At 64.6% G+C, this 12,237-nt stretch carries 12 protein-coding genes; all 12 read left to right on the top strand.

From position 1 onward, the window contains the following. The first annotated feature begins 120 nt into the window (after positions 1-120). The gene (gene ccoN / locus IAE40_RS05485; RefSeq protein WP_054894767.1) at positions 121-1,563 is read left to right on the top strand and encodes a cytochrome-c oxidase, cbb3-type subunit I; all 1,443 of its coding nucleotides are present in this window, start codon (positions 121-123) and stop codon (positions 1,561-1,563) included. After that, a complete protein-coding gene (gene ccoO / locus IAE40_RS05480; RefSeq protein WP_054894766.1) occupies positions 1,563-2,171 on the top strand; it encodes a cytochrome-c oxidase, cbb3-type subunit II in 609 nt (202 codons plus the stop codon). The genes ccoN and ccoO overlap by 1 nt, the downstream gene beginning before the upstream one ends. Before the next feature lie 5 nt (positions 2,172-2,176). Beyond that, the gene (locus tag IAE40_RS05475; RefSeq protein WP_054894780.1) at positions 2,177-2,374 is read left to right on the top strand and encodes a CcoQ/FixQ family Cbb3-type cytochrome c oxidase assembly chaperone; all 198 of its coding nucleotides are present in this window, start codon (positions 2,177-2,179) and stop codon (positions 2,372-2,374) included. After that, positions 2,371-3,351: a cytochrome-c oxidase, cbb3-type subunit III gene (gene ccoP, locus IAE40_RS05470; RefSeq protein WP_197891584.1), complete on the top strand. Its 981-nt coding sequence runs from the start codon at positions 2,371-2,373 to the stop codon at positions 3,349-3,351. The genes IAE40_RS05475 and ccoP overlap by 4 nt, the downstream gene beginning before the upstream one ends. A gap of 290 nt (positions 3,352-3,641) precedes the next feature. Further along, complete coding sequence (gene ccoG / locus IAE40_RS05465) at positions 3,642-5,057, top strand: cytochrome c oxidase accessory protein CcoG (protein WP_151925603.1); 1,416 nt, start codon at positions 3,642-3,644, stop codon at positions 5,055-5,057. Between the two features lie 15 nt (positions 5,058-5,072). Beyond that, positions 5,073-5,603, top strand: coding sequence for a FixH family protein (locus IAE40_RS05460; protein ID WP_054894763.1), 531 nt, complete (start codon positions 5,073-5,075; stop codon positions 5,601-5,603). A gap of 227 nt (positions 5,604-5,830) precedes the next feature. Next, positions 5,831-8,275, top strand: a complete 2,445-nt coding sequence (locus IAE40_RS05455; RefSeq protein ID WP_200602793.1) for a heavy metal translocating P-type ATPase — start codon at positions 5,831-5,833, stop codon at positions 8,273-8,275. A 13-nt stretch (positions 8,276-8,288) separates the two neighbouring features. Further along, on the top strand, positions 8,289-8,510 hold the full coding sequence (gene ccoS, locus IAE40_RS05450; protein WP_054894761.1) for a cbb3-type cytochrome oxidase assembly protein CcoS: 222 nt from the start codon (positions 8,289-8,291) through the stop codon (positions 8,508-8,510). Continuing rightward, a complete protein-coding gene (locus IAE40_RS05445) occupies positions 8,503-9,186 on the top strand; it encodes a sulfite exporter TauE/SafE family protein (RefSeq protein ID WP_200602792.1) in 684 nt (227 codons plus the stop codon). Before ccoS ends, IAE40_RS05445 begins: the two co-directional genes overlap by 8 nt. A 115-nt stretch (positions 9,187-9,301) precedes the next feature. Next, a complete protein-coding gene (hemN, locus tag IAE40_RS05440) occupies positions 9,302-10,684 on the top strand; it encodes an oxygen-independent coproporphyrinogen III oxidase (protein ID WP_200602791.1) in 1,383 nt (460 codons plus the stop codon). A 190-nt stretch (positions 10,685-10,874) separates the two neighbouring features. Then, positions 10,875-11,609: a Crp/Fnr family transcriptional regulator FnrA gene (gene fnrA, locus IAE40_RS05435; protein WP_054894758.1), complete on the top strand. Its 735-nt coding sequence runs from the start codon at positions 10,875-10,877 to the stop codon at positions 11,607-11,609. 53 nt (positions 11,610-11,662) lie between these two features. Continuing rightward, on the top strand, positions 11,663-12,211 hold the full coding sequence (locus IAE40_RS05430) for an adenine phosphoribosyltransferase (protein ID WP_063545653.1): 549 nt from the start codon (positions 11,663-11,665) through the stop codon (positions 12,209-12,211). Positions 12,212-12,237: the final 26 nt, after the last annotated feature.

The raw sequence follows: 12,237 nt of genomic DNA, 5'->3' as shown, positions 1-12,237 counted from the left end.
GTGGGAAGGGTATGGACACGGGTCGGCGCAGGGTACCTTGCGTTGCCATAGCCATTGCGGCTATCGAGACTGGCGCCGATTTTTCCACCAACAAGAACACCTAAACCGTGGAACCTTAGCATGAGCACAGCAATCAGTCCGACTGCTTATAACTATAAGGTCGTCCGCCAGTTCGCCATCATGACGGTGGTCTGGGGGATCCTTGGCATGGGCCTCGGCGTCTTTATCGCATCGCAGCTGGTGTGGCCGCAGCTCAACTTCGACCTGCCCTGGACCAGCTTCGGACGCCTGCGACCGCTGCACACCAACCTGGTGATCTTCGCCTTCGGCGGCTGTGCACTGTTCGGCACCAGCTACTACGTGGTGCAGCGCACCTGCCAGACCCGGCTGATCTCCGACGGCATGGCCGCCTTCACCTTCTGGGGCTGGCAGGCGGTGATCCTCGGCGCGCTGATCACCCTGCCGATGGGCTACACCACCACCAAGGAATACGCCGAGCTCGAATGGCCCATCGCAATCCTGCTGGCCATCGTCTGGGTCACCTACGCAGTGGTGTTCTTCGGCACCATCGTCAAGCGCAAGACCAAGCACATCTACGTGGGCAACTGGTTCTACGGCGCCTTCATCGTGGTCACCGCGATGCTGCACATCGTCAACCACATCTCGCTGCCGGTCAGCCTGTTCAAGTCGTATTCGGCCTACGCCGGTGCCACTGATGCGATGATCCAGTGGTGGTATGGCCACAACGCCGTGGGCTTCTTCCTTACCACTGGCTTCCTGGGGATGATGTACTACTTCGTGCCCAAGCAGGCCGAACGTCCGATCTACTCCTACCGCCTGTCGATCGTGCATTTCTGGGCGCTGATCACCCTGTACATCTGGGCCGGCCCCCACCACCTGCACTACACCGCCCTGCCCGACTGGGCGCAGTCGCTGGGCATGGTGATGTCGATCATTCTCCTGGCCCCGAGCTGGGGCGGCATGATCAACGGCATGATGACCCTCTCCGGTGCCTGGCACAAACTGCGCACCGACCCGATCCTGCGCTTCCTGGTGGTGTCGCTGGCGTTCTACGGCATGTCGACCTTCGAAGGGCCGATGATGGCGATCAAGACGGTCAACTCGCTGTCGCACTACACCGACTGGACCATCGGCCACGTCCACGCCGGCGCCCTGGGCTGGGTGGCGATGATCTCCATCGGCGCGGTTTACCACATGATTCCGAAGCTGTACGGCCGCGAGCAGATGCACAGCGTCGGCCTGATCAACGCGCACTTCTGGCTGGCGACCATCGGCACCGTGCTGTACATCGCCTCGATGTGGGTCAACGGCATTACCCAAGGCCTGATGTGGCGCGCGATCAACGATGACGGCACCCTCACCTACTCCTTCGTCGAAGCGCTGCAGGCCAGCCATCCGGGCTATATCGTCCGCGCACTGGGCGGCGCCTTCTTCGCCTCGGGCATGCTGCTGATGGCCTACAACGTGCTGCGCACGGTACGCGCTGCCAATCCGGCGCAGGCCGATGAAGCCGCCAAGATCGTCGTCGTGGGAGCGCACTGATGAAGCATGAAGCAGTCGAGAAGAACATAGGCCTGCTGGCCTTCTTCATGGTCATCGCCGTGAGCATCGGCGGCCTGACGCAAATCGTCCCGCTGTTCTTCCAGGACGTCACCAACAAGCCGGTCGAGGGCATGAAGCCGCGCACCGCGCTGGAGGTCGAAGGGCGCGACATCTACATCCGCGAAGGCTGCGTAGGCTGCCATTCGCAGATGATCCGTCCGTTCCGTGCCGAGACCGAACGCTATGGCCACTACTCGGTGGCCGGTGAAAGCGTGTGGGACCACCCCTTCCTCTGGGGCTCCAAGCGCACCGGCCCGGACCTGGCCCGCGTCGGCGGACGCTACTCCGACGACTGGCACCGCGCACACCTGTACAACCCGCGCAACGTGGTGCCGGAATCGAAGATGCCCGCTTACCCATGGCTGGTGGAAAACCACCTCGATGGCAAGGATACGGCCAAGAAGCTCGAAGTGCTGCGCACCCTCGGCACGCCCTACACCGACGAAGATATCGCCGGTGCCCGCGATGCGGTCAAGGGCAAGACCGAGATGGACGCCCTGGTGGCGTACCTGCAAGGCCTTGGCACCCTCATCAAGAGCAAACGGTGACGCTGATGGATATCGGGATGATTCGCGGCCTGGGCACCGTCGTCGTGCTGGTGGCCTTCGTGGGCCTGGCGCTGTGGGTGTTCAGCCCGCGGCGCAAGAAGGATTTCGACGAGGCCACGCAACTGCCCTTCGCGGATGATCCCGAGGCCAGCCGGCATGTCGAGCACGCGCAAAAGAATGCTTCTGGGAGCAAACAACAATGACAACCTTCTGGAGTCTGTACGTCACCGTCCTGACCCTGGGCACCATCTTCGCCTTGACCTGGCTGCTGCTGTCGACCCGCAAGGGCCAGCGCGAAGAGATCACCGACGAAACCGTCGGCCATGCGTTCGACGGTATCGAGGAGTACGACAACCCGCTGCCCAAATGGTGGTTCTGGCTGTTCGTCGGCACCATCGTATTCGCCCTCGGCTACCTGGCGCTGTATCCGGGCCTGGGCAACTGGAAAGGCATCCTGCCAGGCTACACGTACCTGGATAACGACAAGCAGACCGAATTCAGCAATGGCCAGTCGGGCTGGACCGGCGTGCACGAATGGGAAAAGGAAATGGCCAAGGCCGATGCGCGCTTCGGGCCGATCTTCGCCAAGTTCGCGGCCATGCCGCTGGAAGACGTCGCCAAGGATCCGCAGGCCCTCAAGATGGGCGCACGCCTGTTCGCCTCCAACTGCTCGGTGTGCCATGGTTCGGACGCCAAGGGAGCGTACGGCTTCCCCAACCTGACCGACAGCGACTGGCGCTGGGGCGGCGAACCGGAAACCATCAAGACCACCATCATGAATGGCCGTCATGGTGTGATGCCGGCCTGGGCCGAGGTGATCGGCGAGCAGGGCGTGGCGGACGTTGCCGCCTTCGTGCTGACCAACCTGGACGGGCGCAGCCTGCCCGAGGGCATCAAGGCCGACGCGGCCAACGGGCAGAAACTCTTCGCCGCCAACTGCGTGGCCTGCCACGGCCCTGAAGGCAAGGGCACCCCCGCCATGGGCGCACCCAACCTGACTCACCCGCAGGCGTTCATCTACGGCTCGAGCTTCGCCCAGCTGCAGCAGACCATTCGTTACGGTCGTCAGGGGCAGATGCCCGCCCAGGCCGAAATCCAGGGCAACGACAAGGTGCACCTGCTGGCGGCCTATGTGTACAGCCTGTCGCAGCAGGCGGATCCGGCTCAACCGGCTGAGTAAGCCTGGGCTGGCCTCATCGCGGGACAAGCCCGCCCCCACAAGGCTGGTGCAGTACTTGTAGGAGCGGGCTTGCCCGCGATGAGGCCGGCAAATGCACCACTGGCTGACCTGGATCAATTGACACTCGCCATAACACGATTCAAACGACCACCCAACGCGACTAAACGTCGCAGCCAAGCCCTACCCTGCCATCACAGGCGTATCATGGGCCGCAGAGCGCCAACACAGGCGCGCGACCACGGCCGGCATGCACTGGCCCTGGCATTTCTCCACTGCCGTGGGACTTGATGATGAGCAAGCAGATTCCGGTACATGACGTCACCCCGCCTGCCAACAAAGGAAAGGATTCCGTCGACCTCTACGCCGCCCGAGAGAAAATCTACACCCGCGCCTTCACCGGCGTGTTCCGCAGGTTGCGCATGGTCGGCGGCGCATTGCTGTTCCTGCTCTACTTCGGCACCGTATGGTTGAACTGGGGCGGGCACCAGGCCGTCTGGTGGAACCTGCCCGAACGCAAGTTCTACATCTTCGGCGCCACCATCTGGCCACAGGACTTCATCCTGCTGTCGGGCATCCTCATCGTCGCCGCCTTCGGCCTGTTCTTCATCACCGTGTACGCAGGCCGTGTCTGGTGTGGCTACACCTGCCCGCAGAGCGTGTGGACCTGGATCTTCATGTGGTGCGAAAAAGTCACCGAGGGCGACCGCAACCAGCGCATGAAGCTCGACAAGGCGCCCATGAGCGGCAACAAGTTCCTGCGCAAGCTGGCCAAGCACAGCCTGTGGCTGCTGATCGGCTTCGTCACCGGCCTGACCTTCGTGGGTTACTTCTCGCCAATCCGCGAACTGGCCATCGAATTCTTCACCGGCCAGGCCGATGGCTGGGCCTATTTCTGGGTCGGCTTCTTCACCCTCGCCACCTATGGCAACGCCGGCTGGCTGCGCGAACAGGTGTGCGTGTACATGTGCCCCTACGCGCGCTTCCAGAGCGTGATGTTCGACAAGGACACGCTGATCGTCTCCTACGACCCGCGCCGCGGCGAAGCCCGTGGCCCGCGCAAGAAAGGCGTCGACTATAAAGCCCAGGGCCTGGGCGACTGCATCGACTGTACGATGTGCGTGCAGGTCTGCCCCACCGGCATCGACATCCGCGACGGCCTGCAGATCGAATGCATCGGCTGCGCGGCATGCATCGACGCCTGCGACGGCATCATGGACAAGATGGACTACCCGCGCGGGCTGATCAGCTACACCACCGAGCACAACCTTTCCGGGCAGAAGACCCACATGCTGCGCCCGCGCCTGATTGGCTACGCCCTGGTGCTGCTGGTGATGATCGGTGCACTGGCCACCGCCTTCGCCACCCGCTCGCTGGTCGGCTTCGACGTCAGCAAGGACCGCGTGCTATACCGCGAGAACGCCCAAGGCTGGATCGAGAACGTCTACAGCCTCAAGGTGATGAACAAGGACCAGCGCGACCACGTCTACGTGCTCGATGCCGCCGGCCTGCCTGGCCTACAGCTGTCCGGGCAACGCGAGATCCGCGTGGCCGCCGGCGATATCGTCAGCCTGCCGGTGCAGCTGTCGGTCGCCCCCGAGAAACTGCCCTCGAGCACCAACGACATCACCTTCATCCTCAAGGATGCCGACGACAACGGCACCCAGGTTGAAGCCAAGAGCCGCTTCATCGGCCCACAGATCCGCTGAGAGAGACGTTCGACAATGACTGCCGCCACCGCCAACAGCCCCTGGTACAAGCACCTCTGGCCCTGGATCATCATCGGCATCCTCACCACCTCGGTGTGCCTGAGCCTGACCATGGTCAGCATCGCCGTGCGCAACCCGGACAACCTGGTCAACGACAACTACTACGAGGCAGGCAAAGGCATCAACCGCTCGCTGGACCGAGAGCTGCTGGCCCAGACGCTTGGTCTCAAGGCCAGCGTGCATCTGGACGACCTGACCGGCGAGGTGGAACTGCGCCTGACCGGCAACAGCGATCCACAGACCCTGGAGCTGAACCTGATCTCGCCGACCCAGCCGGACAAGGACCGCAAGGTCCAGCTTGCCCGTAGCGAAACCGGGCGCTATGTCGGTCAGCTCGACGACAAGGTCGAGGGCCGGCGCTTCGTCGAGTTGCTGGGTACCGAGAACGGCCAGGTATGGCGCCTGTTCGAGGAAGAGAAGGTCGAGCATGGCGTGACCTTGCAGTTGGGCGACGAAGCCCTGCAAGGCGCCGAGCATCAAGAATGAACCGCTGCAACAGCACCGACCCCGTGGGAGCGGGCTTGCCCCGCGATAGCGTCAGCCCAGGCAATGATGTTGCCCAGGTGATCGCCATCGCGGGGCAAGCCCGCTCCCACAGGTTTTGCGCTGTTGCCCCCCCCCCCCCCCCCCCCGCCCCCCCCCGCCCCCCCGGCCCCCCCCCCCCCCCGCTCCCACAGGTTTTGCGCTGTTGCCCACGGCCAGGCATGACCCCGATGACCCAACCCACCCCCTGCTACCACTGCGCCCTGCCCGTCCCCGCCGGCAACCGCTTCAGCGCTGTGGTACTCGGCCAGCCCCGGCAGTTCTGCTGCCCTGGCTGCCAGGCAGTCGCCGAAGCCATCGTCGCAGGCGGGCTCGAGCACTATTACCAGCACCGCAGCGAGACCAGTGCCAACCCTGAGGCACTGCCGCGGCAGTTGCAGGACGAACTGGCGCTGTACGACCGCGCCGACGTCCAGCAGAACTTCGTGCAGCACCAGGGCGCCCTGGCCGAAACCACCTTGATGATCGAAGGCATCAGTTGCGCGGCCTGCGGCTGGCTGATCGAGAAGCACCTGCGCAATCTCGAAGGCGTTGGCGAGGCGCGCCTGAACCTGTCCAACCACCGCCTGCACGTCAGCTGGAACGACGGGCAACTGCCGCTCTCGCGGCTGATCGCCGAACTGCGCGGCATCGGCTACGCCGCCCACCCCTACCAGCCCGACCAGGCCGCCGAGCAATTGGCCCGGGAAAACCGCACGGCGCTGCGACGCCTGGGCGTGGCGGGCCTGCTGTGGTTCCAGGCGATGATGGCGACCATGGCGACCTGGCCGGAATTCAACATCGACCTATCGCCCGAACTGCACACCATCCTGCGCTGGGTTGCGCTGTTCCTGACCACGCCGATCGTGTTCTACAGCTGCGCACCGTTCTTCAAAGGGGCTGCTCGTGACCTGCGCACCCGCCATCTGACAATGGATGTCTCGGTATCGCTGGCCATTGCCCTGGCCTATGGCGCCGGGATCTGGACCGCGATCACCGGCAGCGGCGAGCTGTACTTCGATACCGTGGGCATGTTCGCCCTGTTCCTGCTCACCGGCCGCTACCTGGAGCGGCGCGCCCGCGAACGCACGGCAGCGGCTACCGCGCAACTGGTCAACCTGCTGCCGGCCTCGTGCCTGCGCCTCGACGAGCAGGGGCGTGCCGAACGCATCCTGCTGGCCGAGCTGGTCCGCGGCGACCACGTGCAGGTCCTGCCGGGCGCCGTGATTCCCGCTGACGGTCGCATCCTCGAAGGCCGTTCGAGCATCGACGAATCGCTGCTCACCGGTGAATACCTGCCCCAGGCCCGACGGGCTGGCGAGCGGGTCACCGGTGGCACGCTCAACGTCGAGAGCGCGTTGACCGTAGAGGTCGACGCCCTCGGCCAGGATTCGCGCCTGTCGGCCATCGTGCGCCTGCTCGAGCGCGCGCAATCGGAAAAGCCACGACTGGCGCAGATCGCCGACCGCGCCTCGCAGTGGTTCCTGTTGTTCAGCCTGGCTGCCGCGCTGGCCATCGGCCTGTGGTGGTGGCATCTGGATGCCGAGCGCGCGTTCTGGATCGTCCTGGCGATGCTGGTCGCGACTTGCCCCTGCGCGCTCTCGCTCGCCACCCCGACCGCCCTGACCACGGCCACCGGGACCCTGCACAAACTTGGCCTGCTGGTGACCCGCGGCCACGTGCTCGAAGGGCTGAACCAGATCGATACCGTGGTGTTCGACAAGACCGGCACCCTGACCGAAGGACGCCTGGCCCTGCGCAGCATCCGCCCGCTGGGCAGCCTTGCGCCTGACCGCTGCCTGGCCCTGGCAGCCGCCCTGGAGAACCGCTCGGAACATCCCATCGCCCGTGCCTTCGGCCACAGTGCCGAACCTGCCGACGATGTCCAGGCCGTACCTGGGCTGGGCCTTGAGGGCCAGGTCGACCAGCAGCGGCTGCGCATCGGGCAGGCCGCCTTCGTCTGCGCCCTGAGCGGCGCCGAAGTGCCGGCGGTACCAGAGCCACGCGGGCAGTGGCTGCTCCTGGGTGACCGCATGGGCCCCCTGGCCTGGTTCAGCCTTGACGATCGCCTGCGTGACGATGCCAGCGAGTTGCTGGCCGCGTGCAGGGCGCGCGGGTGGCAGACCTTGCTGCTGTCGGGCGACAGCTCGCCGATGGTCGGGGAAGTCGCCGCGCAACTGGGCATCGACCAGGCCATCGGCGGCCTGCGTCCGGACGACAAGCTGGCCAGGGTCAAGGCCCTGCAGAGTGAAGGACGCAAGGTGCTGATGCTCGGTGACGGCGTCAACGACGTGCCGGTGCTGGCCGCCGCCGACATCAGCATCGCCATGGGCTCGGCCACCGATCTGGCCAAGACCAGCGCCGACGCCGTGCTGCTGTCCAACCGCCTGCAGGCACTGGCACAGGCTTTCGACCTGGCGCGCCGCACGCGCCGTAACATCCTCGAGAACCTGCTCTGGGCAACGCTGTACAATGGCCTCATGCTGCCCTTTGCCGCGCTGGGCTGGATCACGCCGGTGTGGGCGGCGGTCGGCATGTCGGTAAGCTCGCTGATCGTGGTGCTCAATGCCCTGCGCTTGACGCGCATGCCAACCGTGCAGGCTGCCAATGCTGTCCCTCGTCCCGTCATGGCCTGAGCAGGAATCGCCGATGCCCGCCCTCTATGTGATGATCCCCGCCGCCCTGCTGCTCGTCGGCGTGGCCGTGTACATCTTCTTCTGGGCCGTGGACAGCGGCCAGTACGATGACCTCGAGGGCCCTGCCCACAGCATCCTGTTCGACGATCAGGACCCGCGCCACCAGGCCGCCGTGAAACCCGAAGAAGCCAAGCCCGAACAGCCCGACGACAAGGATCCCACCCCGCGTGTCTGACCTGCTCCCGCTGCTCGGTTCCGCCCTGGTGCTCGGCCTGCTGGGCGGCGGCCACTGCCTGGGCATGTGCGGCGGCCTGATGGGCGCCCTGACCCTGGCCATCCCGCCCGAACAGCGCGCCCGCCGCCTGCGCCTGTTGGTCGCCTACAACCTCGGCCGCGTACTCAGCTATGCGGCCGCTGGTCTGCTGCTGGGCCTGGCCGGCTGGGCCCTGGCCAGCAGCCCTGCCGCCCAACTGCTGCGAGTGGTGGCAGCCTTGCTGCTGATCGCCATGGGCTTGTACCTGGCCGGCTGGTGGAGCGGGCTGACCCGTATCGAGGCCCTGGGCCGAGGCTTGTGGCGACACATCCAGCCGCTGGCGTCGCGTCTGCTGCCGGTCTCGAGCCTGCCGCGGGCCCTGCTGCTCGGCGCACTGTGGGGCTGGCTGCCCTGCGGGCTGGTCTACAGTACCTTGCTGTGGGCGACGAGCCAGGGCAACGCCGCGTACAGCGCGGCGCTGATGCTGGCATTCGGTGTCGGCACCTGGCCAGTGTTGCTGGCCACGGGCCTGGCCGCAGAACGGGCCAACTCGCTGCTACGACGGCGCAGCGTGCGCATGGCGGGCGGAGTGTTGGTGATGCTGTTCGGCCTGTGGACGCTACCTGGGCCGCACCAGCACTGGCTGATGGGGCATTGATCGCCTGAGAGTGTTGCACCAGGTGACTGCCGACTCGGCTTGATACAAGTCAAGACCCCTTCCTACAGACATATCTAGACTCCGGGCACTGCTGCTCTATCCGGGGACTGCCCACATGCTCGACGACCTACGTTGGGATGCCGACCTGATCCGTCGCTACGATCTGGCCGGACCACGCTACACCTCCTACCCGACCGCCGTGCAATTGCATGGCGAAGTGGGTTCGTTCGACTTGCTGCATGCCCTGCGCGAAAGCCGCCGTGCGGTGCGCCCGCTGTCGTTGTACGTGCACGTGCCGTTCTGCGCCAACATCTGCTACTACTGCGCCTGCAACAAAGTCATCACCAAAGACCGCGCCCGCGCCGCGCCCTACCTGCAGCGCCTGGAGCAGGAGATCCAGCTGATCGCCTGTCACCTCGACCCCAAGCAACGGGTCGAACAACTGCATTTCGGCGGTGGCACCCCCACTTTTCTCAGCCATGTGGAACTGCGCCAGCTGATGACCTGCCTGCGCCAGCATTTCAACCTGCTGGATGACGATTCGGGTGACTACGGCATCGAGCTCGACCCGCGCGAGGCCGACTGGTCGACCATGGGCCTGTTGCGCGAACTGGGCTTCAATCGCGTCAGCCTCGGCGTGCAGGACCTGGACCCGGCGGTGCAGCGAGCGATCAACCGGCTGCAGAGCCTGGAGCAGACCCGCGCCCTGGTTGAAGCCGCACGCACCCTGCAGTTCCGCTCGGTCAACCTCGACCTGATCTACGGCCTGCCACGCCAGACCCCGGAAGGCTTCGCCCGCACCGTCGATGAAGTGATCCGCCTGCAGCCGGACCGCCTGTCGGTGTTCAACTATGCGCACCTGCCCGAACGCTTCATGCCCCAGCGCCGCATCGACGCCGCCGAGCTGCCAGCTCCGGCCGCCAAGCTGGAAATGCTGCACAACACCATCGAGCAACTCACCGCCGCCGGCTATCGCTATATCGGCATGGACCACTTCGCCCTGCCCGACGATGAACTGGCCATCGCCCAGGAGGAAGGTACCCTGCAACGCAACTTCCAGGGCTACACCACCCACGGTCATTGCGACCTCGTGGGGCTGGGGGTTTCGGCCATCAGTCAGATCGGCGATCTCTACTGCCAGAACAGCAGCGACCTGAACACCTACCAGGACACCCTCTCCAGCGCCCAACTGGCGACCCAGCGTGGCCTGCTGTGCAATCAGGATGACCGTGTGCGCAGGGCCGTGATCCAGCAACTGATCTGTCATTTCGAACTGGACTTCGAGCAGATCGAGCAGGCTTTCACCCTGGACTTTCGTGGTTACTTCAAAGGGCTCTGGCCGCAACTGCAGGGCATGCAGCGCGACGGCCTGATCACTCTCGACAGCCGCGGTATCAAGGTGCTGCCGGCAGGTCGGCTGCTGGTGCGCTCGGTCTGCATGGTGTTCGATGCCTACCTGGACCTGCACAATCGCCAACGTTTTTCCCGGGTCATCTAGTCGTTTTTCCGAGACGTTACACCGCATGGACAGTCCGCCTTGTCAGGCACACCATGGATTGGTAGAAGGCGCCCGAAGTCATCCACGCAGGGCGTCGCCAAGCCGCACCAAAAAAGTGCAGGCTGGCCTCTAGTCCAGCTGTAGGTTACCCTTACAGCTTATGTGTGCTTTATCACAAGGATCGAAAGAAATGTCCGAGCCAGTCAAACTGCGCCCTCACAGCCAGGCCCATTGCAAGGATTGCAGCCTGGCCCCTCTGTGCCTGCCCCTGTCGCTCAATCTCGAGGACATGGACGCACTGGATGAAATCGTCAAGCGCGGTCGCCCACTGAAGAAGGGCGAGTTCCTGTTCCGCCAGGGTGACAATTTCGGCTCGGTCTACGCTGTACGCTCCGGCGCCCTCAAGACCTTCAGCCTCAGCGATGCCGGCGAAGAGCAGATCACCGGCTTCCACCTGCCCAGCGAACTGGTCGGGCTATCGGGCATGGACACAGAAGCCTATCCGGTCTCGGCCCAGGCCCAGGAAACCACGTCGGTCTGCGAAATCCCCTTCGAACGCCTCGATGAGCTCTCGGTGCAACTGCCGCAACTGCGCCGCCAACTGATGCGGGTGATGAGTCGCGAGATCCGCGACGACCAGCAGATGATGCTGCTGCTGTCGAAAAAGACCGCCGACGAGCGAATCGCCACCTTCCTGGTCAACCTCTCGGCACGCTTCCGCGCCCGCGGTTATTCGGCCAACCAGTTCCGCCTGAGCATGTCGCGCAACGAGATCGGCAACTATTTGGGCCTAGCGGTGGAAACCGTGTCGCGCGTGTTCACCCGCTTCCAGCAGAACGGCCTGCTCAAGGCCGAAGGCAAGGAAGTGCACATCCTCGACCCGATCCAACTGTGCGCGCTGGCCGGTGGTGCGATGGAGGTCTGATCGCTGCCACGGCAAGGTATACTGACGCCACGTTTTTCCAGGATACCCGCCCCATGCACAGCGACACCTTCGACCTCAAAGCCCTGATCCGCCCGGTAGTGGACTTCCCCAAGCCGGGCGTGATCTTTCGTGACATCACTCCGCTGTTCCAGTCGCCACGCGGGCTGCGCTATGTCGCCGACCAGTTCATCGAGCGCTATGTCGAGGCCGAGTTCAGCCACATCGGTGCCATGGATGCACGGGGTTTTCTGATCGGCTCGATCATCGCCCACCAACTGAACAAGCCGCTGATCCTGTTCCGCAAGCAGGGCAAACTGCCGGCCGACGTACTCTCGGAGCCCTACCAGACCGAATACGGCGAAGCCTTCCTGGAAGTGCATGCCGACAGCCTGTGCGACGGCGATTCGGTGCTGATCTTCGATGACCTGATCGCCACCGGCGGCACCCTGCTGGCGGCCGCCAACCTGGTGCGCCGTACCGGTGCCAAGGTATTCGAAGCTGCAGCGATCATCGACCTGCCCGAACTCGAAGGCTCGCGCCGCCTGCAAGCCGCCGGGGTGCCGACTTTCTGCCTGACCGAGTTTTCGCTGTCCGAATACTGATCAGCGACCAGGCCGAACCCGAGTCC

Source organism: Pseudomonas sp. S44 (assembly GCF_016624805.1).
Taxonomy (GTDB): Bacteria; Pseudomonadota; Gammaproteobacteria; order Pseudomonadales; family Pseudomonadaceae; genus Aquipseudomonas; species Aquipseudomonas machongensis.
The sequence above is the reverse complement of the archived record's forward strand: the minus strand, read 5'-3'. Positions and strand labels throughout refer to the sequence as shown.